This is a genomic window from Rhizobium sp. R86522, from assembly GCF_042466255.1.
Taxonomy (GTDB): domain Bacteria; phylum Pseudomonadota; class Alphaproteobacteria; order Rhizobiales; family Rhizobiaceae; genus Allorhizobium.
The window spans coordinates 734,826-755,658 of record NZ_JAXHBX010000001.1; the positions used below are offsets into that span (position 1 = coordinate 734,826).

Sequence of the window (20,833 nt, forward strand, 5' to 3'; positions counted from 1 at the left end):
GTGTTCCCTCTTTTACCCCCAGACCTACGTCAAACGACGTATACGGTTTTGCACTGCGGCATCGGATAGTCCCCTTCAGCAACGGTTAACACTCATTAACCGACCGGTTGCGACCAAGAAGAGGGGATCACAACAATGTCCATGAAGATGAAACTGACAGGCGCGCTTCTCGGCGCCATGCTGTCGACGACGGCCTTCCACGGCGCATTCGCCCAGGAAGACACGATCAAGATCGGCGTTCTGCACTCGCTGTCCGGCACGATGGCGATCTCGGAAACGACGCTGAAAGACGCCATGCTGATGCTCGTCGAAGAGCAGAACAAGAAGGGTGGCATTCTCGGCAAGAAGATCGAAGCCGTTGTCGTCGACCCGGCGTCTGACTGGCCGCTGTTTGCCGAAAAGGCGCGCGAGCTGATTGAAAAGGACAAGGTTGCGGCCGTCTTCGGTTGCTGGACCTCGTCGTCGCGCAAGTCCGTTCTCCCTGTTTTCGAAGAGCTGAACTCGATCCTCTTCTACCCGGTCCAGTACGAGGGTGAAGAATCCTCGCGCAACATCTTCTACACAGGCGCTGCTCCGAACCAGCAGGCGATCCCGGCCGTTGACTACCTGGCCGAGAACGAAGGCGTCGAGCGTTGGGTTCTCGCCGGCACCGACTACGTCTATCCGCAGACGACCAACAAGATCCTCAAAGCCTATCTGATGTCCAAGGGCGTTGCCGAAGAAGACATCATGATCAACTACACGCCGTTCGGTCATTCCGACTGGCAAACCATCGTCTCCGACATCAAGAAGTTCGGTTCGGCCGGCAAGAAGACCGCCGTCGTTTCGACCATCAACGGTGACGCCAACGTGCCGTTCTACAAGGAACTGGGCAACCAGGGCATCAAGGCCGAAGACATCCCGGTCGTCGCCTTCTCGGTCGGTGAAGAAGAACTCGCCGGTCTCGATACCGCACCGCTCGTCGGTCACCTTGCCGCCTGGAACTACTTCCAGTCCGTCGACACCCCGGCCAATGCCGAGTTCATCAAGACCTGGCATGCCTTTACCGGCAACGAAAAGCGCGTGACCAACGACCCGATGGAAGCTGCCTATATCGGCTTCAACGCCTGGGTTAAGGCCGTCGAAGCCGCCGGCACGACCGAAACCGATGCCGTTCTCAACTCGATCATCGGCGTTGCCGTTCCGAACCTGACCGGCGGCTACTCGACCGTCATGCCGAACCACCACATCACCAAGCCGGTGCTGATCGGCGAAATCCAGGCCGACGGCCAGTTTGAAGTCGTCCAGGAAACGCCTGCCGTCGTCGGTGACGAGTGGTCCGATTATCTGCCTGATTCCAAGGACCTGATCGCCGATTGGCGCAAGCCGATGGAATGCGGCAACTTCAACGTTGCCACCGGCAAGTGCGGCGGCAAGGGCAGCTGATCGCTTGACCTTAGGTCTAAGCCACTCACCCTAACCCTTTCCCCGCAAGCGGGGAGAGGGGATTTGCCCGGTGGTCTGCCGGTCACTGGTGGCGAGGGTGCGGCAATCCTCCTTCTCCCCGTTCACGGGGAGAAGGTGCCGGCAGGCGGATGAGGGGCCTTTTCAGGCTCGACCGCCCGCCATTCCGGGGACAACAGAATGCTCATTCGTTTTATCACACTCCTCTTCACCTTCCTCGCGCTCGCCGCGCCTTCCTTTGCGCAGAGCGATCCACGAGATCTCATCAACGCGCTCGGAAAAGCCAATTTCAAGCAAGCGGAAGAGCTGCTCGGAGAGATCGCTGCCACTGGCGATCCGCGCGTCGTTCCAGCACTCGAAGCCTTTGCGGAAGGCGAACTCTTCGTTCGCAAGTCGGATGGTGCTGTCTTCATCACCAAGGCTGCCGGCAGCAATCTGGCGGCCATCGATCCGTTGACGGGCGAGACTGTCGGCGAGGAGCCCAAGGGCGCCTTCACCAAGGTGAGGGTCAACAACAATCTCCGTCGCGCCATCCGTTCCGCGCTGGGCGGACTGACGCTGCTCAGCCCGGACAGGAATGTCCGTCTTTCTGCCGCCCAGGCGGTGCTGCAGTCTCCGAGTGCCGAAAACCTGGAGCTCGTCGAGACAGCGCTTGCCAAGGAAACCGATGCCGAGGTCAAGGCGCGCATGGAGCAGGCCCGTGCCGTGTCCATTCTGGCGTCTGACCGCTCGATCGAGGAGAAGCGAGGCGCGATCGAGGCTGTCGCATCGATCGGCGGCAGACCGGCCAAGAGCATCCTGCTCTCCGTATCCGGCACCATTGATGAGAGCTTGCGGCCGGATCTCGACGCCGCCGTCTCGAAGATCGAAGGCGAGTTGATCCTGTGGGATACCGCCGAGAGTGTCTGGTACGGCATCTCGCTCGGATCGGTGCTGCTGCTCGCGGCGATCGGCCTTGCCATCACCTTTGGCGTCATGGGCATCATCAACATGGCGCATGGCGAGATGGTGATGATCGGCGCCTATTCCACCTTCGTGGTGCAGCAGGTGATCCGAACCAGCTATCCCGGTCTCTTCGACTGGTCTCTCGCCATTGCGCTGCCCGTCGCCTTCTTGATGACGGCGCTGATCGGGCTCGTCATCGAGCGCGGTGTCATCCGGTTCCTCTATGGCCGGCCGCTCGAAACGCTGCTTGCCACCTGGGGCATTTCGCTGATCCTCCAGCAGACCGTGCGCACGATCTTTGGCCCGACCAACCAGGAAGTGGGCAACCCGTCCTGGATGTCCGGCTCATTTGCGCTGGGGGGCATGACAATCACCTGGAACCGTCTCTGGATCGTGCTGTTTTCGCTCACCATCTTTTTCGCGCTGCTCGCGCTGATGAAGAAGTCCGCCTTCGGCCTGCAGATGCGCGCCGTGACGCAGAACCGCCGCATGGCGTCTTCCATGGGCATTCGGACACCCTGGGTCGATGCCTTCACCTTCGCGCTCGGATCGGGCATTGCCGGTATCGCCGGCGTGGCGCTTTCCCAGATCGATAACGTCTCTCCGAATCTCGGCCAGGCCTATATCATCGACAGTTTCATGGTCGTGGTCTTTGGCGGGGTCGGTAATCTCTGGGGTACGCTGGTCGGCGCCTTGTCGCTCGGCATCCTCAACAAGTTCCTCGAACCCTCGGTCGGCGCCGTGCTCGGCAAGATCCTCGTGCTCGTGCTGATCATCCTCTTCATTCAGAAACGACCGCGCGGCCTCTTTGCGCTCAAGGGAAGGGCGGTGGAAGCATGATTACCGGCTTCATCTTACGCGCACTCGAAGGCAAGATCCTCATTGCCGCCGGCATCCTCATCGCCTTTGCCTTGCTCGTCCCGGCGCTCAACCTGCTGACGCCGCCCGACAGCCCCTTCCATGTGCCGACCTATGTCATGTCGCTGATGGGCAAGTATCTCTGCTACGCGCTGCTGGCGCTGGCGCTCGATCTCGTCTGGGGCTATTGCGGCATTCTTTCGCTTGGCCACGGCGCCTTCTTCGCGCTCGGTGGCTATGCCATGGGCATGTATCTGATGCGCCAGATCGGCTCCCGTGGCGTATACGGTGATCCCATCCTGCCCGACTTCATGGTCTTCCTGAACTGGAAGGAACTGCCCTGGTTCTGGCATGGCATGGACATGTTCCCGGTTGCCATGGCGATGGTGCTGATCGTGCCCGGCCTGCTTGCCTTCGTCTTCGGCTGGTTCGCATTTCGCTCGAGGGTCAACGGTGTCTATCTCTCGATCATCACCCAGGCGATGACCTATGCGCTGATGCTCGCCTTCTTCCGCAACGACATGGGCTTCGGCGGCAATAACGGCCTCACCGACTACAAGGAGATCCTCGGCTTCTCCGTTCAGGCGGATGGCACGCGCGCGGTGCTCTTTGCGCTCTCGGCGATCTTCCTGGCGCTCTGCCTCGTCATTGCCTCCGGCATCACCCGCTCGAAATTCGGCAAGGTGCTGGTCGGCGTGCGCGATGCGGAAAGCCGCGTGCGCTTCCTCGGCTACCGGGTCGAGAACATCAAGCTCTTCACCTTCGTCGTCTCGGCGATGATGGCGGGCATTGCCGGTGCGCTTTTCGTGCCGCAGGTCGGCATCATCAATCCCGGTGAATTCGATCCGGCCAACTCGATCGAAGTCGTGGTCTGGGCGGCTGTCGGCGGGCGCGGCACGCTGATCGGGCCGATCATCGGCGCGATCCTGGTCAATGTCGGCAAGAGCTACTTCACCGGAGCCTTCCCCGATCTCTGGCTGTTTGCGCTCGGCGGTCTCTTCATCTTCGTCACGCTCTTCCTGCCTAAGGGTATCGTCGGCACGGTGCAGCAGTATCTCGCACGCCGGAAGGAATATCGCGATGCAGCCGACAAGGATGCGGCTGATACCGGCGTGAAACCTCAACCGGCCCCCGTGGCTGCGGAGTGATGTGATGAGCGACAAGACCACGTCCAGCCTGCTCTATCTCAACGGTGTCTCCGTCTCCTTCGACGGCTTCAAGGCGCTGAATTCGCTCTCCTTCATCGTCGAACCCGGTGAACTTCGCGCCATCATCGGCCCGAACGGCGCCGGCAAGACGACGATGATGGACATCATCACCGGCAAGACCCGGCCTGACAGTGGCGAAGTCTTTTTCGATGGCGGGAAGATCGACCTCACCAAGAAGGATGAGGCCGAGATTGCCCAGCTCGGGATCGGCCGCAAGTTCCAGAAACCGACGGTGTTCGAAAGCCATACCGTCTGGGACAATCTGGAGCTGGCGCTGAACCGCAAGCGGGGTGTCTTTGCCACGCTGTTCTACAGCTTGTCGACCGAAGACAAGGCGCGCATCGAGGAGATCCTCGAGACGGTTCGTCTGACCCATCGCAAGGACGAGCTCGCTGCCAATCTCTCCCACGGCCAGAAGCAGTGGCTGGAGATCGGCATGTTGCTGGCGCAGGAGCCGAAGCTGCTGCTCGTCGACGAGCCGGTCGCCGGCATGACGGATGCCGAGACGGCTGAGACGGCCATCCTGCTCAAGGAAATCGCCAAGACCCGCTCCGTCGTCGTCGTCGAACACGACATGGGCTTCATCCGCGACCTCGGCGTCAAGGTGACCTGTCTGGCGGAAGGCTCGGTCCTGGCCGAGGGCTCGATCGATTTCGTCTCGAACGACCAGAAGGTCATCGAAAACTATCTGGGGCGGTGATGATGAGCGCTCTGGCGTTTGCCCCTCACCCCGGGAGCAACGTGTTGCTCCGACCTCTCCCCGCAGGCGGGGAGAGGGGACTTGCCCGTCGGAACCTCGGCGGTGGTCGCAAGGGCAGCGGCACGGGGTCTTCTCCCCGCTTGCGGGGAGAAGGTGGCGGCAGCCGGATGAGGGGCGACCTAAATATGAAAAGAGAATTGCGATGCTGACAGTCGAAAACGTCAATCTCCACTACGGTGCCGCACAGGCTCTCCGAGGCGTCTCCATCAATGCCGAGATGGGCAAGATCACCTGCGTGCTCGGTCGCAACGGGGTCGGCAAGTCGTCGCTTCTGCGCGCCATCACCGGCCAGCATGCGGTGTCGGCGGGAACGATCACCTTCAACGGCCAGAAGCTCAACGGCATGGCGCCGTTCAACCGGGCGCGGACGGGCGTGGGTTATGTGCCGCAGGGCCGCGAGATCTTTCCACTTTTGACCGTGAAAGAAAACCTCGAGACCGGTTATGCGCCGCTGGAGCGCAAGGACCGCTTCATTCCGGATGATATCTTCGCGCTGTTTCCGGTCCTCGACACCATGCTGTCGCGGCGCGGGGGTGACCTCTCCGGTGGCCAGCAGCAGCAGCTCGCGATCGGTCGGGCCATGGTAACGCGGCCAAAAATCCTGGTGCTGGATGAGCCGACCGAAGGCATCCAACCGTCGATCATCAAGGATATCGGTCGGGCGATCCGTTACCTGCGCGATACGACCGGCATGGCGATCCTGCTGGTCGAGCAGTATCTCGACTTCTGCCGGGAGCTTGCCGATCACGTTTACATCATGGATCGCGGCGAAATCGTCCATCAGGGCGCGGCGGAGACGCTTGATACGCCGGAAGCGCGGCGTCATCTGACCGTCTGATTTTGCAAGACAGGGTTGATGATTTATTAGCGAAGTCGGGTTGATGCTGGGGACACGCGTGATATTGAACGCGCATCTTCGAACAGAAGGCACATCCATGACAACCAGCACGGTTTTCCCACTCGTGCGGGCACGCGGTATTTCGCGCGTGGTCGCGGGGCTCTTTCTCTTTGGTCTTTCCAGCGCCGCTGCCCTGGCGGCGGGGTGTGGCGAACCCGTCCAGCCCGGCCACTACAGCCTCAGCTTTCAGTCCGGTGGTGTGGAGCGCGAGGCAATCTATGTCATTCCGTCGAGCTATACAGGCAAGAAGAAGGTCCCGCTGGTTCTCGATTTCCACGGCTCCAACAGCAATCCGAAGGTCCAGCTCGGCCGCAGCCACTGGAACGAGGTTGCCGAGCGCGAGGGCTTCGTGGTCATGGCGCTGGCCGGCAGCCTGAAGGGTGGATTGCCGAACACCTATGCCTGGAACGTGCCCGGTGTCACGGCAGGTGAGGGCGCGGATGAGTCCGCCGCCATTCGTGAGGCGCTGAAGATCGTAGAAGAAAAGCTCTGCATTGATGCCACCAAGGTTTACGCCTCGGGTTATTCCGGCGGCGGGCGCATGCTGTCGCAATATATCTGCAACGGCTTCGGCGACTTTGCCGCGGCCGGCTTCGTCATGGGCCTGCGCGCCGGTACACCCGTCGAGGAAAACGGTGTCTGGCAGCCGCGGCGCGAAAGCTGCCAGCCGAACCGGTCGGTGTCGATCATCGCGTTTTCCGGCAAGAAGGATCACGTCAACCCGTTCGAAGGCGGTGGACGGGCCTATTGGCGGTATGGCGGCGAAGTGGCGCTCAACCGCTGGGCCGAACTCAACGGCTGCGATGCGCGGGCCTCTCTCGAGGCCGGTGAGAATGCCGACGTGGCGAGCTATGCCGGCTGTCGTGCAGGCACCAGCGTTGTCTCCTATGTGATTGCCAGTGCCGACCACGCCTGGCCGGCCCGCACGGTGCGCTTCCGTCTCGCTTCTAACGGCGACAAGGCGATCCGCGAGGTTGATGCGACCGACAGAATGTGGGAGTTCTTCAAGGCCTCGGGCGGCGAGATGATTGCGACAGTCGCAGTCGACGCTGCCTGCAGCGACAAACAGAAAACCGCCGCGATCAGCGATGGCGGGCAGGGGGCACGGTGCACGCGAACAAGCAAACCAGACAGCAACGCGCCGTCGGTGTCGGACGACTTGTGACAAAGTCGCTCGGCGGGCGTACGCGCATCGCCGAGCTTTATCAGGAAGGGGCGGCCAAGATCCGCCTTCCTGAGAGTTTCACCGACGAGCTCGAAGCGGTGACGATCAACACTGCGGGCGGTATTACTGGTGGCGACCAGTTCGACTGGAGCTTTCGCGCCGGTCCGGGATGTTTCCTCACCGCGACCACGCAGGCCTGTGAGAAGATCTACAAGGCCTCTGCCGGTACCGGCCAGATCACCACGCGGATCGAGGTGGGCGAGGGCGCCAAAATGCATTGGCTGCCACAGGAAAGCATTCTCTTCGACAACGCCTCGCTGACGCGCCGGCTGGAGGTCGACCTCGCCGAGGATGCCGAATTCTTGGCCGTCGAGGCGATCCTGCTCGGGCGCAAGGCCATGGGGGAGGCGATGAATGCGGGTCTGGTTCGCGACCGCTGGCGGATCCGCCGCGGAGGTCAGCTTTTGCATGCCGAAGAGCTGAAGCTCGAGGGGGATGTCGCTAACCTTGTGGCGTCCCCGGCGGTACTTGCCGGACGCGTGGCCTTTGCGACTCTCATCTTCGTCAGCCCGCGTGCCGAAGCGCTGGTCCGCCCAATTCGTGAGCAGATCGGTGAAGAAATGGGCGGCGTAAGTCATTGGCAAGGCAAGCTTGTTGCCCGTGTGGCTGCCTCCGACGGTTTTGCCTTGAGAAAAATCCTGTTGCCCGTCATTTCGGCCTTGCGCGGGGGCGCGTCTGTGCCAAAAGTCTGGAATCTCTGACGATCACGCCATTGGAGCACGCATGAATCTGACGCCGCGGGAAAAGGACAAACTGCTGATCGCGATGGCCGCCATGGTGGCCCGTCGTCGGCTGGAACGGGGCGTGAAGCTCAACTATCCGGAAGCAATCGCGCTGATCACTGACTTCGTCGTCGAAGGTGCGCGTGACGGCCGCATGGTGGCCGATCTGATGGAGGCGGGCGCCCATGTCATCACCCGCGACCAGGTGATGGAAGGTATTGCCGAGATGATCCACGACGTGCAGATCGAAGCGACCTTCCCCGATGGCACGAAGCTTGTCACCGTGCACGAACCCATTCGTTAAGGAGAAGCCTGATGATCCCCGGTGAAATCATTGCAGCACCTGGCGAAATCGAACTGAATGCCGGCCATCCGACGGTCACGATCGAAGTGTCCAACAGCGGCGATCGCCCGGTGCAGGTCGGCAGTCACTACCATTTCTTCGAGACAAATGCCGGGCTGATCTTCGAGCGCGAACAGGCGCGTGGCATGCGGCTCGACATTCCGGCTGGAACGGCCGTGCGCTTCGAGCCGGGACAGACGCGTCAGGTGACGCTGATCCCGCTATCGGGCAAGCGCGAGGTCTACGGTTTCCGCCAGCAGGTCATGGGCAGCCTCTGATATGGGCGAGGCGGGGGCATGGGGCGAGCGATGAACTGGAGCGTGATCCTGATGCTGTGCGGTTGCGTATTGCTGCAAGACGCGCCGGCCTCGGGTGAGGACGTGCGTGACGTCGATTGCAACAATGCCCAGACCCAGGCCGACATGAACCAGTGTGCGGCCGAGGACTATCGAAAAGCCGATGCCGCAATGAATGCCCAATGGGCCGAGACGCGCGCCGCCATGCTTGCATGGGACAAGGCGACGCCACCCTCGGACGACAATGGAGCAGCCAAGCGGCTTCTGGCTTCGCAGCGTGCCTGGCTCGCCTATCGCGACACGGCCTGCGATGTCGAAGGTTACTCGGTCGAAGGTGGTTCGATGCAGCCATTGGTGATTTCATCCTGCCTTGCGGAGCTGACCAGGCGCCGCACCGAGGCGCTGAAATCGCTGGTCGGGCTCTATTGAGGGTGTGACGCGATGGCTCAGGCGAGACAGATCATGATCGTCGGCAATGGACCTGTTGATGCGGGGGCAGCGCCTCTGATCGACAGGGCCGATCTGGTGATCCGCTTCAATGGCAGCCGGAATTTTGGTTCAGCCGGACAAAAGACCGACATCATCGCCGTCTGCAACACCGGGCGACCGGGAGCTGTCATGCTCGCCGATCCGGAGTGGCGCGATAGCGAGGCCGTCCGCCGTACCGCCGCGATCTGGTCTGTGCGTGATCCCGACAAATTCGCCGAACTCAAGCCGCAGCTGGCGATCAGCCATCCCGAACTCGACGATTTCTGCGACGATTACACTGACGGCTTCGCGACCTTTGCCACGGCCAATGGCAAACAGCACAGGATCATCCATGGCGACGTGCACACGGCCCTCGATGCAGCGCTTCTGGCGCTTGATGCCGAACCCTATGTCGTGCCGTCGAGTGGCATGGTGGTGATCCAGGCGCTGCTCACGGACCCCCGGCATGCCGAGGATACGATCATTCTCGCCGGCTTCGGCCATAGCGGCTGGGACGGTCATCCCTTCGAGGCCGAGCGCCGCCTCGTGGACCGTTACATTGCCAGCGGCCGCGTGATGCGGCTGCAACCTCTCTTTGCTTCTTCCCTCTCCCAAGGAACCTGACGCCCATGTCCTACAAGATGTCCCGCGCCGCCTATGCTTCGATGTTCGGTCCGACCACGGGCGACAAGGTGCGTCTTGCAGATACGGAACTGTTCATCGAGGTGGAGAAGGACTTCACCACCTATGGCGAAGAGGTGAAGTTCGGCGGCGGCAAGGTCATCCGTGACGGCATGGGGCAGAGCCAGGTGACGCGGGCGGACGGCGCCGTCGACACCGTCATCACCAATGCCCTGATCCTCGACCACTGGGGCATCGTGAAGGCGGATATCGGCCTCAAGGACGGCCGCATCGTCGCGATCGGCAAGGCCGGCAATCCGGATACGCAGCCGGGCGTCAACATAATCGTCGGTCCGGGCACCGAAGCGATCGCGGGCGAAGGCAAGATCATCACCGCCGGTGGCATGGATGCGCATATCCACTTCATCTGCCCGCAGCAGATCGAGGAGGCTCTGATGTCCGGCCTCACCTGCATGCTGGGCGGCGGCACGGGGCCGGCACATGGCACGCTTGCCACCACCTGCACGCCCGGCCCCTGGCATATCGCGCGGATGATCGAGGCCGCCGATGCCTTCCCGATGAACCTCGCCTTTGCAGGCAAGGGCAATGCGTCGCTGCCGGGTGCGCTTGAGGAGATGGTACTCGGAGGTGCTACCTCGCTGAAGCTGCACGAAGACTGGGGCACGACGCCTGGCGCCATCGATTGCTGCCTCTCGGTTGCCGACCAGTACGATGTCCAGGTGATGATCCATACGGACACGCTGAACGAGAGCGGCTTTGTCGAGGATACTGTCAACGCCATCCGTGGCCGCACGATCCACGCCTTCCACACGGAAGGGGCAGGCGGCGGGCATGCGCCCGATATCATCAAGATCTGCGGCCAGATGAACGTCATCCCGTCGTCGACCAATCCGACGCGCCCCTACACGGTAAATACGATCGCCGAGCATCTGGACATGCTGATGGTCTGCCATCACCTGTCGTCGTCGATCCCCGAAGACATCGCCTTTGCTGAAAGCCGGATCCGCAAGGAAACGATCGCGGCCGAAGACATCTTGCACGACATCGGTGCCTTCTCGATCATCTCGTCCGACAGCCAGGCCATGGGCCGCGTCGGCGAAGTCATCATCCGCACCTGGCAGACGGCCGACAAGATGAAGCGCCAGCGCGGCGCGCTACCGTCCGAAACCGGCGACAACGACAACATGCGCGCCAAGCGCTATGTTGCGAAATACACGATCAACCCGGCGATCGCCCATGGCGTGTCCCACGAGATCGGGTCCGTAGAAGTCGGCAAGCGAGCCGATCTCGTCATCTGGAACCCGGCCTTCTTCGGCGTGAAGCCCGACATGATCCTGATGGGGGGCATGATTGCGGCTGCGCCGATGGGCGATCCGAATGCCTCGATCCCGACGCCGCAGCCGGTGCATTACCGACCGATGTTCGGCGCCTATGGCAAGGCGCGCACCAACACCTCCGTCACCTTCGTCAGCCAGGCCGCCATCGATGCCGGACTCGGCAACCGTCTCGGCGTCGCCAAACAGCTCGTGGCAGTCAAGAACACCCGTGGCGGAATTTCGAAGAAGTCGATGATCCACAACGACTTGACGCCGCATGTGGAAGTGGATCCGGAAACCTATGAAGTGCGCGCTGACGGTGAGTTGCTGACTTGCGAGCCGGCAACGAAGCTGCCGATGGCGCAGCGGTATTTCCTGTTCTAATGCGCTTTGCCATTAAGGTGACGAAATGGATGGGCGGCCTGATGGTCGCCCTTCTTGTTGCGCTTTCAATGGGCGTGTTCGTGCCCCGTCCGCTGGCCTCGCCTGCGGAGGCATCCGTCGGCGACGGAACGCAAATTCTGCTGCTCGCCAATCCCATCCACACGGACATCGCGCTGCCAATCGATGACGAGGTGCGGGCGGCCTTTGCCGATCTCGCTCCCTCCGGCCTGCCGGTCGACATGCCCGGTGTCGAGTATCTGATCATCGGCTGGGGTGGGCGGTCCTTCTACATCGAAACGCCGACCTGGGGCGATATCCGGCCGCTGCCGGTCCTGAAGGCGCTGACCATCGATCGCTCCGTGCTGCATGTCTCGGTTGCCGGTCCGATCGATCCTGCCCATCCCACGGTGCGCCCGCTCGTGGTGACGCAAGAGGGGCGCAAACGGATGATCGCAGCGATCCGTGACAGCTTCATTCGCGATGGCGGTTTGCCGGTTGCAATTCCGGGTGCGGCCTATGGTTTCGACGACGCCTTCTTCGAGGCAAAGGGCGCGTTTAACGCCTTTCTCGGATGCAACACCTGGACGGCTGCGGTGTTGCGGGCAGGTGGGGTGCGTACGGGCTGGTGGACGCCCTTGCCGCAATTGCTCGATCTTTCCATCGATCTTCACTACGATGCCTGAGACCCCGACATCGATCTTGCCATCACCGCCTGACCGCGCGTCATAGGATGACATTGTCGTCCATTTTAGGTGCTTCCGAGGTCAATGCGGCGATCGATCGCATTTTAGCGATTCGATTAGGGATTGAGGAAGCGACACTGCCTAATCCAGTACGCATCTTCATGAAGGAGCGGGCGGTTGAGTCGCGGCAGCAAATGGCTTTGGCGGCAGGTCGATGTGGGGGCGCTGGACAGCGCCGGCGCGGTCCAGCGCTTTGCCCTGTCGGTTGGTTTCCGAGCGGTGATCGTGACCAGTCTGGCAGGCCTCGTCTTGCTGCCGCTCCTTTATGTCCTCAACGTCGTCGCCACTCCGATCGACCAGACAATGCGGTTGATGGTGGCCTTTTCCTGGCTGTTCGGCGGCGTGCTTTCGGCTGCCTGTGCTTTCGTCGCCGGCCATGTGCTGCGCGAACTTCTGCTGTCACGGCGAAAGTTCGAGCGCCTCAGCCGTACCGACACACTGTCCGGTCTCGCCAACCGCCGTGCCTTCAACGAGGTGTCACTCGCCATTGATCGGGATGCTTCCCTGGCCATCATCGATATCGACCGGTTCAAGACGATCAATGATCGCTACGGCCATCAGACGGGGGATCGCGTCATCCAGTCCATCTCCTCGCTGTTGAAGGAGGTCTTTGGCGAAGCGCATCTCGTCGCCCGCCTCGGCGGGGAGGAATTCGGCGTCATCATCAGGGGCGGCAGCGTTGCCGAAAGGCTCGCCCTTGTCGAGCAGGCGAGATGCCGTGTCGCGGATGAAACGATCCTGTTCCAGGGCACGGAGCTTCACGTCACAGTCTCCGCCGGCGTTGCCGAATTTACGCCCGGCAAGCGGCCCGAAAGCGTCTATGCCTGGGCAGACAAGGCGTTATACCTTGCCAAGGAAAGCGGACGGGATTGCGTTTTCCACGAAAATTCGCTCGCCCTTGTGCAGGCTTTTTCCGCCGATCATGCCCCTGATGATGCTCAGCTTTTTGCGGCCATCGGACGCCGGGTCTGAAGAACGATCTTGCTGTCTGCCTTATTCCTGTGCATGGTTCAAAAAACAGCCATGCCGGAGTTTTCATGCAGCGTGCAACGTCTTTCAAATCCGCCGGTTTTATCACCGATGCGCCTGATGGGGTCGTTGTGCTTCCCCATGACGGGCGCCATCTGCGGCGCAAGCTCTTGCATCTCGACAATGGCGAGATGGTCATGCTCGACCTTAAGGAACCTGTGCTGTTCCATCATGGAGACCGGCTCGTGCTCGACGATGGCACGACCATCGAGATCCAGGCGGCGGAGGAACGGCTGTTCGAGATCCGCGCGCGCGATACTCTGCATCTGATCGAACTTGCCTGGCATCTCGGCAACCGGCATCTGGCGGCCCAGATCGAGGCCGACCGTATTCTGATCCAACGCGATCACGTCATCCGCGATATGCTGGCCGGGCTCGGGGCCGAGGTCAGTGAGGTGGTCGAGCCGTTCCAGCCGGTGCGCGGGGCTTATCATGCGCATGGTAGCCACGGTTCCCACGGGGGGCACCACGATGCCGGCCACGGCTGAGTTGGGCGCCGGTGGCCTTGGTGGTCGCCAGGCGCTTCTGCGTCTGATGGCCTGGCTGTCACCGGCCTTTCCGGTTGGCGGGTTCTCCTATTCTGCGGGCCTTGAGAGCGCTGTGGTGGAGAGGCATGTCGTTGATGGTGACGCGGTCGAGGCCTGGCTTCAGATGCTGATGAGCGACGGCGGGCTGCGCAATGATGCAATCCTGCTCTCCGAGGCGCATCGCTGCCAGAGCGAGGGCCGGGCGCTTAACGATCTGATTGCGCTCGCGACGGCGTTGGCGGGGTCCGCAGAGCGCCATGCTGAAATCACCCGGCTTGGCGAGGCATTCGTCAAGGCCGCTGCCGCCTGGCCGCATCCCGTGATCGACGCACTGGCGGGGCCTGTGCCCTACAGCGTCGCCGTTGGTGCGGTCGCGTCAGCCCATGGGGTCGGACGATCCGACGCGCTTGCCGCCTTCCTGCACGCGCAGGTGTCGCAATATGTTTCGGTCGCGATCCGCCTCGGCGTGATCGGACAGACGCGCGGGGTGGCGATCCTCGCTGCATCGGAAAGCCGCATTCTCGATGCCGCCTCCCGATATTCCGAGCTCGGCCTCGACGATCTCGGATCGGCGACCGTCATCGCCGATACGCTCAGTATGCGCCACGAGACGCAATACTCACGGCTTTTCCAATCCTAGGCGAAAGCGCTTACACAGGACGAAGATGATGAAATCGAAGAATGGTCCTCTCCGCGTCGGTATCGGCGGGCCTGTCGGATCCGGCAAGACGGCGCTCACCGAAAAACTCTGCAAGGCCATGCGCGACGACTATTCGGTCGCGGTCGTGACCAACGATATCTATACGCGCGAGGATGCCGATGCGTTGATCCGCATGCAGGCCCTGAGCTCGGATCGCGTCGTCGGCGTCGAAACGGGCGGATGTCCGCATACGGCAATCCGCGAGGATGCCTCGATCAACCTGAAAGCAATCGCCGACCTCAATGCACGCATTCCGGATCTCGATGTGGTCTTCATCGAATCAGGCGGCGACAATCTGGCGGCAACCTTCTCGCCCGACCTCGCCGATATCACCCTCTACGTGATCTCGGTCTGCCAGGGGGAGGAGATCCCGCGCAAGGGCGGGCCGGGCATCACGCGGTCGGATCTGCTTGTGATCAACAAGACGGATCTCGCGCCGCATGTCGGTGTCGATCTCGAGGTGATGGAGCGGGATGCTGGAAAGATGCGCTCTGAGCGCCCCTTCGTCTTCACCGATCTGAAGCGGGGTGCCGGTGTCGAACAGATCGTCAGCTTCCTGCGGCAGAGTGGGGGGCTCTGAGCAGAAGCCAAGGGGCCAGAGTGCCGATGCCCTCAGATCTGTCTGAGGGCGTTGACGTCGCTGATATGGATCGTGCGTCCGCGCACCACGACGCCGACGCGCTTGAGCGTCGAGAAGGCTCGTGACAGTGCTTCGGGTGCCAGACCGAGCTTGCCCGCGAGCAGGCTCTTCTGGAAGGGCAGGCGAATAGAGGCTGGGCCGCCCTCGGCTTCACAATGGGTCAGGAGATAATGCGCGACGCGCTGCGGGGCGGTCTGCAGGCGGTCATTGGCAATGCAGTCCATTGTCGTGCGCAGATGGTCGGAGAGGCAGCGGATGACCGCCTTTGCGACATCCTTCTCCTGTTCGGAGAGGGCCCGGACGCGCTGCAGGTCGAAGCGTGCGAGCGTCACCGTTTCAGCCGCCTGGGCGTTGTAGAGATACTTGTCGCCGATCGCCAGCAGGCATTCGGCAAAGGTATCTCCGGGACCGCAGATTCGGATATCGGCTTCGCGACCGTCCTTGTTCAGGCGGTAAAGGCGCACATAGCCGCTCAGCACGCTGTAGAAGCTGTCGGCGGGCTCTCCTTCGCGGAACAGGACTTCGCGCGCCTCGTAGGTGGAGATGTTGGCGATTTCCATCATCGAGGCCATCGCCGTGGGGCCCAATTGTGACAAGAACGACGTCCGCAATAGCGTGTTCTTGTCGCGCGGGTTCAGTCTCAGGATCTTGTTCACGGTCTTCACGGCTCCCCATCCATCGCGGTATCAGGGCATGCACCGCTGCCGTCGTCGTGCTCAAGTCCGCCTCGTCGGATGTGCACGCCGCCTGCAGGTCCGGGTGGTCGTGCCCTTTCCATTGGTAGTCACAATATAGCGAGCGGGGGCAGATCCGATTGATTTCGATCAATCGCGCAACGGCAAATCAGGTTTGTCTAATCTGATCCGGCGGCTTGCAAAAACGCGAAAGGCCGGGCACAGGGTCCGGCCTTTCGTGATCACCCAGCGTCGGTCCTACTCTGCTGCGAGCGGCGGCAGGTTGATGACGTTGCCGTTGCCATCGCCCTTGCGCGTAACCGGCTGGCTGCGTTCGACAGCCGCGACACGGCGATCTATGGCTTCCAGCGCCTGAACGTTCTGACGCGCCAGGAAGGAAAGGACTTCCGGTGTCAACGGCTCTTCCTCTTCTTCCTTCTTGCCGACGAAACGGCTGAAGATCCAGCCCAAGAGGCGGGAGACGTCGTCGAGGATCAGGAAGAAGGCCGGCACAACCACAAGGCTCAATACCGTCGAAACGATGATGCCGCCGATGACGGCGATCGCCATCGGCGCGCGGAACGAGCCGCCTTCGCCGACACCGAGCGCCGAGGGCAACATGCCCGCCGACATGGCGATCGAGGTCATGATGATCGGCCGGGCGCGCTTGCGGCCCGCTTCGACCATGGCCTCGAGCCGGTGCATGCCCTGACGGCGCATTTCGATGGCGAAGTCCACGAGCAGGATGGCGTTCTTCGTCACGATGCCCATCAGCATCAGGATGCCGATGAGGACCGGCATGGAGAGCGCGTTGTTGGTGATGATCAGCGCGACCGCCACGCCGCCGATCGCGAGCGGCAGCGAGAACAGGATGGTGAAGGGCTGGATCACGTCCTTGAAGAGCAGGATCAGCACTGTCAGCACCAGGAGCAGGCCGAGGATCATGGCGTTGACGAAGCTCTGCTGCATCTCTGCCTGGATCTTGGCGTCGCCGCTTTCGGCGAGGCGAACGCTTTCCGGGATCTCGGCATTCTCCACCGTCGTGCGGAAGGCGGCCGTTGCGGTGTCGAGGGCGACACCCTGAGGCAGGCCGGCACCAATCGATACGACACGGTTGCGGTCGTTGCGCTTGATCGACGAGACGCCTTCGGCGTAGTCGATGTCGGCGACGCTGGAGAGCGGTACGGTCGCGCCGCTTGCCGTGCGCACCTTCAGCGACCGGATGGCGGCCAGATCCGTGCGCAGGTCCAGCGAAGCCTGGACGCGGATCGGGATCTGGCGGTTGTCGAGCGAGATCTTCGGCAGGGCTGCATCGACGTCGCCTATGGTGGCGACACGAACCGTCTGTGCGATCTGCTGCGCGGTGATGCCGAGGCGGGCTGCCTCATCGGCGCGAGGGCGGATCTGCAGCTCCGGACGGGGCAGGGCGCCGTCGGCGCTGACATTGGCGAGTTCCGGCACCTGGCGAAGCTTGGCTTCGAGGATGCCGACAGCCTGGTTCAACTCCTCCTCGTTCTTGGAGAGGAAGTTGAAGGTGATGTCGCGCTCACCCCGGTCATTGAGCTTGGTGACCCGGATATCCGGAATGCCGGCAAGCTTGGCGAAGACCTCTTCCTCGACATCCCATTGCGGACGGATACGGCCGTTTTCGGGAAGCTTCGGCATATATTGGCCGATCAGCGGAATGTTGCCGAGACCGCCATTGACGAGGGTCTTGGCAAGCGAATGCTCGATCCGGTCGAGGTTCATCGTCACGCTGGCACGGCGCAGCTCCAGATCGCCGCGCGGCGAGGAGCCGCCCAGGATGAAGATGCTGGCGACATCGGGCACGTCCTGGATGGCCGCGTAGATCTCGTCCGTCTTGCGTTCTGTTTCGTCGAGCGTCGCATTTGGCGGAAGCTCGACGGAAAGCACGATACGGCCTGCATCTTCCGGCGGAATGAAGCTGCCGGGGACGCCTGCGAGAAGCATGATCGATCCGATCAGAAAGGCGATGGCAGCAGCCAGCGTGCCAAGGCGCGAATACCAGCGGCGCGTCGTGAAACGCACGAGCTTGGTATACATCTTGAGGGGCAGACTGTCGTTATCGTGATGGTCGTCCATCGCGTCTTCCGGCCGCATGAGATAGGCGGCCATCATCGGCGTGATGAGACGCGCCACAAGCAGCGAGAAGAAGACGGAGAAGGCCACCGTCAGGCCGAACTGGATGAAGTACTGGCCCGGGATGCCCGGCATGAAGGACACCGGCACGAAGACCGCGATGATCGTAAACGTCGTCGCGATGACCGCGAGGCCGATTTCGTCCGCCGCCTCGATGGCCGCGCGATAGGGCGTCTTGCCCATCTTGATGTGGCGGGCGATGTTTTCCACCTCGACGATCGCGTCGTCGACGAGAATACCGGTGGCCAGCGTCAGCGCCAGGAACGACACGAGGTTCAGCGAGAAGCCCATCATGTCCATGACCCAGAAGGTCGGGATGGCCGAGAGGGGCAGTGCTACGGCAGAGATCAGTGTTGCACGCCAGTTGCGCAGGAAGAGCAGAACGACGATGACGGCGAGGATTGCACCCTCGACGAGGGTATGCATCGCGGCTTCATAGTTGCCGTAGGTGAAGTAGACCGAGTCGTCGATCATCTCGATCTGGACGTCGGGGTTCTCGGCGCGAACCGTGGCGAGGCTCTCGGCCACGGTTTCTGCCACCGTCACTTCACTCGCTCCCTTGGCGCGGAAGACGGCGAAGGACACGACCGGCTTGCCGTCGTGACGGGCGAAGGATCTCTGTTCCTCGTACGTGTCGTAGACACGACCGAGGTCGGAAAGCTTGACGAAACGGCCGCCGGGGAGCGCGATGGTGGTGTTGGCAAGGCTCTCGACGTCGCGGTTGTCACCGAGCGTGCGGATCGACTGCTCGGCGCCGGCCACCTGGCCACGGCCCGAGCCCAGATCGACGTTCGTGCCCTTCAACTGGCCCGAGATGTCGGAGGCGGTGACGCCCAAGGCATCAAGGCGGTTGGGATCGAGTTCGACGCGCACCTCGCGATCGGCGCCGCCATAGCGGTCGACGCGACCGATGCCGGGCTGGCCCTGCAGGGCGCGCTTGACGCTGTCATCGACGAACCAGGAAAGTTCGGCAAGGTTCATGTTCGGCGAGGAGACGGCGAAGCTCTGGATTGCCTGACCCTCGACGTCGATCTTGGTGACGATCGGCTCCTCGACGGAGGCCGGAAGATCGCCACGGATCTGATCGATTGCGTCCTTGACGTCCTGCACCGCCTGTTCGGTGGGCACTTCCATGCGGAACATGACGACCGTCTGGGACATCCCGTCGGTGACGGTCGAATTGATTTCGTCGACGCCGGTGATCGAGGCCACCGCGTCTTCGACTTCCTTCGTCACCTGGCTTTCGAGTTCAGCCGGGGAGGCACCACTCTGGCCCACGGTGATTGCCACAAGCGGCACGTCGATGTTCGGGAAGCGGGTGATCGGCAGCGCATAAAACGACTGGATGCCGACGACCATCAGCAGGAAGAAGCCCAGGATCGGCGCAATCGGATTGCGGATGGACCATGCGGAGAAGTTCATGGCGTCGTCGCCTCTCAGTTGGAAACGCTGCTGGTTTCTTCCACGGGATTGATGCGGTCGCCGTCACGGACGAAGACGCCCGCCTTGGCAACCACCTTGTCCCCTTCGCTCAGGCCTTCGGTCACCTCGACATAAGCGCCGTCCTGAATGCCGGTGCGGATCTCCACCATCTGGACGGTGCCATCGGAAACCTTGCGCACCGTCGTTTTGCCGCCTTCGGTGGTGATCGCGGACAGCGGAAGGGCGATCCCCTTCGCTTCGCTGACAATGATCGCCGCACTGCCATACATGCCCGACCGGGCGGCCAGATCGTCGTCGAGTGCGATATGAACCGCGCCCAAACGGGTGACGGGATCAACGACCGGAGAGATCAGGCGCACGGAACCCGTCAGGGGTTCGGTGCTGCCGGCAATCGCAACGGCCGCCTTCTGGCCCGGCTTGAGGCGCAGGATATCACTTTCCGTGACATCCGCCACCAGTTCGATCTGCCCATCGCGGATGACCGTGAACAGCGGCTGACCGGCGCCGGATGCGATGGCGCCGATCCGGGCATTGCGAACGGAGATCGTGCCTGTGACGGGCGACTTGATCTCTGTGCGGGCAAGCCGAAGGTCGGTGTCTGCAATCTGGGTGTCGACAACCTTGATGTCGGCTTCCGCCACGGTGATTGCCTGGCGGGCAGTCTCGACCCGGGCCGTGGCGCTGGCGAGCGCTGTTTCCGCCTGCTCTTTTTGCGAAGTGGAGACGGAACCTGATGAGACCAGGCGCGTTGCCCGTTCAAATTGGCGCTGGGCGTCGTTCAGGCTCGCTTCGGCTTCCACCAGCTGGGCCTGATACTGGGCAAGGGCGGCTTCTGCCTTCGCACGGTTGGCGAGAGACTGGCTGCGCTGAAGCAGGAGAATGTCTTCGCTCAGCTTCGCGACGACCGCGTCAGCCTGGACCGTGTCGCCCACATCGACGTTCAGGGACTGGATCTGCAGACCCTCGACCTGAGGCTGGATCTGCACCTCTTCCTCGGCGCGGAGCGTGCCGGTTGAGACGACCCTGTCGACGAGGTCACGGCTCTCAGCCGTCGTGACGATGATGGCAGGAAGGTTCTGCGCTGGTGCTGCTGGCTGTTCCTGGCCAATGGCAACAGAGGCCGCCAATGACAGAGTGGCAGCCATCAGCACGGACTTCGCGCTCGCGTTTCGAAACATGAGACCCTTCCCAGAGGATGATAAAAGCAACTATCAGAGCATTACGTTTTGTCAGCCGGATCGGCTCACAGCGTCGATGCTACCGACATTCATACGCTGTTTTCAACTTTTCGGCATCTGAACCCAGATGAAGAGGTGGGGGATCGCAAAACCCCTTGCAAGAGCCTTAAAGGCCATTTGCGATATGGGCGTGAAAATAGTTCAATATAGAACGATGGTGTTGCCGATTTG

20 protein-coding genes are annotated in these 20,833 nt (G+C 62.0%); 17 read left to right on the forward strand and 3 right to left on the reverse strand.

Annotation, left to right across the window (positions count from 1 at the left end; translation table 11 throughout):
• Positions 1–135 precede the first annotated feature (135 nt).
• The 17 genes from urtA to ureG all read left to right on the forward strand — a co-directional run bounded on the left by urtA (position 136) and on the right by ureG (position 15,087).
• Positions 136–1,425, forward strand: coding sequence for an urea ABC transporter substrate-binding protein (gene urtA, locus SJY08_RS03485; RefSeq protein WP_377274713.1), 1,290 nt, complete (start codon positions 136–138; stop codon positions 1,423–1,425).
• Between the two features lie 198 nt (positions 1,426–1,623).
• A complete protein-coding gene (gene urtB / locus SJY08_RS03490; protein ID WP_377274714.1) occupies positions 1,624–3,228 on the forward strand; it encodes an urea ABC transporter permease subunit UrtB in 1,605 nt (534 codons plus the stop codon).
• Entirely contained in the window at positions 3,225–4,394 is a 1,170-nt protein-coding gene (urtC, locus tag SJY08_RS03495; RefSeq protein WP_377274715.1) for an urea ABC transporter permease subunit UrtC, read from the forward strand. The genes urtB and urtC overlap by 4 nt, the downstream gene beginning before the upstream one ends.
• A 4-nt stretch (positions 4,395–4,398) precedes the next feature.
• On the forward strand, positions 4,399–5,154 hold the full coding sequence (gene urtD, locus SJY08_RS03500; RefSeq protein ID WP_136557738.1) for an urea ABC transporter ATP-binding protein UrtD: 756 nt from the start codon (positions 4,399–4,401) through the stop codon (positions 5,152–5,154).
• A gap of 202 nt (positions 5,155–5,356) precedes the next feature.
• Complete coding sequence (gene urtE, locus SJY08_RS03505; protein WP_153762647.1) at positions 5,357–6,052, forward strand: urea ABC transporter ATP-binding subunit UrtE; 696 nt, start codon at positions 5,357–5,359, stop codon at positions 6,050–6,052.
• Between the two features lie 97 nt (positions 6,053–6,149).
• Positions 6,150–7,277: an alpha/beta hydrolase family esterase gene (locus SJY08_RS03510; protein WP_377274716.1), complete on the forward strand. Its 1,128-nt coding sequence runs from the start codon at positions 6,150–6,152 to the stop codon at positions 7,275–7,277.
• Positions 7,220–8,038 (forward strand): urease accessory protein UreD, encoded by an 819-nt coding sequence (locus SJY08_RS03515; protein WP_153762645.1) that lies wholly within the window; start codon positions 7,220–7,222, stop codon positions 8,036–8,038. The genes SJY08_RS03510 and SJY08_RS03515 overlap by 58 nt, the downstream gene beginning before the upstream one ends.
• Positions 8,039–8,060: 22 nt before the next feature.
• A complete protein-coding gene (locus tag SJY08_RS03520; RefSeq protein WP_054148370.1) occupies positions 8,061–8,363 on the forward strand; it encodes an urease subunit gamma in 303 nt (100 codons plus the stop codon).
• A gap of 11 nt (positions 8,364–8,374) precedes the next feature.
• Positions 8,375–8,680 carry an urease subunit beta gene (locus SJY08_RS03525; protein ID WP_300889245.1) on the forward strand — a complete coding sequence of 102 codons (306 nt, stop codon included), beginning with the start codon at positions 8,375–8,377 and terminating at the stop codon, positions 8,678–8,680.
• A gap of 30 nt (positions 8,681–8,710) precedes the next feature.
• Complete coding sequence (locus SJY08_RS03530; protein ID WP_076394242.1) at positions 8,711–9,127, forward strand: lysozyme inhibitor LprI family protein; 417 nt, start codon at positions 8,711–8,713, stop codon at positions 9,125–9,127.
• A 12-nt stretch (positions 9,128–9,139) separates the two neighbouring features.
• Complete coding sequence (locus tag SJY08_RS03535) at positions 9,140–9,790, forward strand: Urease operon accessory protein (RefSeq protein WP_377274717.1); 651 nt, start codon at positions 9,140–9,142, stop codon at positions 9,788–9,790.
• A 5-nt stretch (positions 9,791–9,795) separates the two neighbouring features.
• A complete protein-coding gene (gene ureC / locus SJY08_RS03540; RefSeq protein ID WP_377274718.1) occupies positions 9,796–11,508 on the forward strand; it encodes an urease subunit alpha in 1,713 nt (570 codons plus the stop codon).
• A 41-nt stretch (positions 11,509–11,549) separates the two neighbouring features.
• Positions 11,550–12,191 (forward strand): TIGR02117 family protein, encoded by a 642-nt coding sequence (locus tag SJY08_RS03545; RefSeq protein ID WP_377274719.1) that lies wholly within the window; start codon positions 11,550–11,552, stop codon positions 12,189–12,191.
• A gap of 177 nt (positions 12,192–12,368) precedes the next feature.
• Positions 12,369–13,223, forward strand: a complete 855-nt coding sequence (locus SJY08_RS03550; RefSeq protein ID WP_377274720.1) for a GGDEF domain-containing protein — start codon at positions 12,369–12,371, stop codon at positions 13,221–13,223.
• A gap of 65 nt (positions 13,224–13,288) precedes the next feature.
• A complete protein-coding gene (gene ureE, locus SJY08_RS03555) occupies positions 13,289–13,768 on the forward strand; it encodes an urease accessory protein UreE (protein ID WP_054148376.1) in 480 nt (159 codons plus the stop codon).
• Positions 13,752–14,447, forward strand: a complete 696-nt coding sequence (locus tag SJY08_RS03560) for an urease accessory protein UreF (protein WP_377278462.1) — start codon at positions 13,752–13,754, stop codon at positions 14,445–14,447. The genes ureE and SJY08_RS03560 overlap by 17 nt, the downstream gene beginning before the upstream one ends.
• Positions 14,448–14,475: 28 nt before the next feature.
• Positions 14,476–15,087, forward strand: coding sequence for an urease accessory protein UreG (ureG, locus tag SJY08_RS03565; protein WP_377278464.1), 612 nt, complete (start codon positions 14,476–14,478; stop codon positions 15,085–15,087).
• A gap of 32 nt (positions 15,088–15,119) precedes the next feature.
• On the opposite strand, the gene SJY08_RS03570 is transcribed toward ureG, so the two are convergent.
• The 3 genes from SJY08_RS03570 to SJY08_RS03580 form a co-directional block, all read right to left on the reverse strand.
• The gene (locus SJY08_RS03570) at positions 15,120–15,803 is read right to left on the reverse strand and encodes a Crp/Fnr family transcriptional regulator (protein WP_377278466.1); all 684 of its coding nucleotides are present in this window, start codon (positions 15,801–15,803) and stop codon (positions 15,120–15,122) included.
• A 276-nt stretch (positions 15,804–16,079) separates the two neighbouring features.
• Entirely contained in the window at positions 16,080–19,403 is a 3,324-nt protein-coding gene (locus SJY08_RS03575; RefSeq protein ID WP_054148378.1) for an efflux RND transporter permease subunit, read from the reverse strand.
• A 14-nt stretch (positions 19,404–19,417) separates the two neighbouring features.
• Positions 19,418–20,602, reverse strand: a complete 1,185-nt coding sequence (locus tag SJY08_RS03580; RefSeq protein ID WP_377274721.1) for an efflux RND transporter periplasmic adaptor subunit — start codon at positions 20,600–20,602, stop codon at positions 19,418–19,420.
• Positions 20,603–20,833: the final 231 nt, after the last annotated feature.

Coding starts and splice junctions, on each gene's coding strand:
- urtA (WP_377274713.1), top strand. CDS start 136: ATGTCCATGAAGATGAAACTGACAGGCGCGCTTCTCGGCGCCATGCTG.
- urtB (WP_377274714.1), top strand. CDS start 1,624: ATGCTCATTCGTTTTATCACACTCCTCTTCACCTTCCTCGCGCTCGCC.
- urtC (WP_377274715.1), top strand. CDS start 3,225: ATGATTACCGGCTTCATCTTACGCGCACTCGAAGGCAAGATCCTCATT.
- urtD (WP_136557738.1), top strand. CDS start 4,399: ATGAGCGACAAGACCACGTCCAGCCTGCTCTATCTCAACGGTGTCTCC.
- urtE (WP_153762647.1), top strand. CDS start 5,357: ATGCTGACAGTCGAAAACGTCAATCTCCACTACGGTGCCGCACAGGCT.
- SJY08_RS03510 (WP_377274716.1), top strand. CDS start 6,150: ATGACAACCAGCACGGTTTTCCCACTCGTGCGGGCACGCGGTATTTCG.
- SJY08_RS03520 (WP_054148370.1), top strand. CDS start 8,061: ATGAATCTGACGCCGCGGGAAAAGGACAAACTGCTGATCGCGATGGCC.
- SJY08_RS03525 (WP_300889245.1), top strand. CDS start 8,375: ATGATCCCCGGTGAAATCATTGCAGCACCTGGCGAAATCGAACTGAAT.
- SJY08_RS03530 (WP_076394242.1), top strand. CDS start 8,711: ATGAACTGGAGCGTGATCCTGATGCTGTGCGGTTGCGTATTGCTGCAA.
- SJY08_RS03535 (WP_377274717.1), top strand. CDS start 9,140: ATGGCTCAGGCGAGACAGATCATGATCGTCGGCAATGGACCTGTTGAT.
- ureC (WP_377274718.1), top strand. CDS start 9,796: ATGTCCTACAAGATGTCCCGCGCCGCCTATGCTTCGATGTTCGGTCCG.
- SJY08_RS03545 (WP_377274719.1), top strand. CDS start 11,550: ATGGTCGCCCTTCTTGTTGCGCTTTCAATGGGCGTGTTCGTGCCCCGT.
- ureE (WP_054148376.1), top strand. CDS start 13,289: ATGCAGCGTGCAACGTCTTTCAAATCCGCCGGTTTTATCACCGATGCG.
- SJY08_RS03560 (WP_377278462.1), top strand. CDS start 13,752: ATGCCGGCCACGGCTGAGTTGGGCGCCGGTGGCCTTGGTGGTCGCCAG.
- ureG (WP_377278464.1), top strand. CDS start 14,476: ATGAAATCGAAGAATGGTCCTCTCCGCGTCGGTATCGGCGGGCCTGTC.
- SJY08_RS03575 (WP_054148378.1), bottom strand. CDS start 19,403: ATGAACTTCTCCGCATGGTCCATCCGCAATCCGATTGCGCCGATCCTG.
- SJY08_RS03580 (WP_377274721.1), bottom strand. CDS start 20,602: ATGTTTCGAAACGCGAGCGCGAAGTCCGTGCTGATGGCTGCCACTCTG.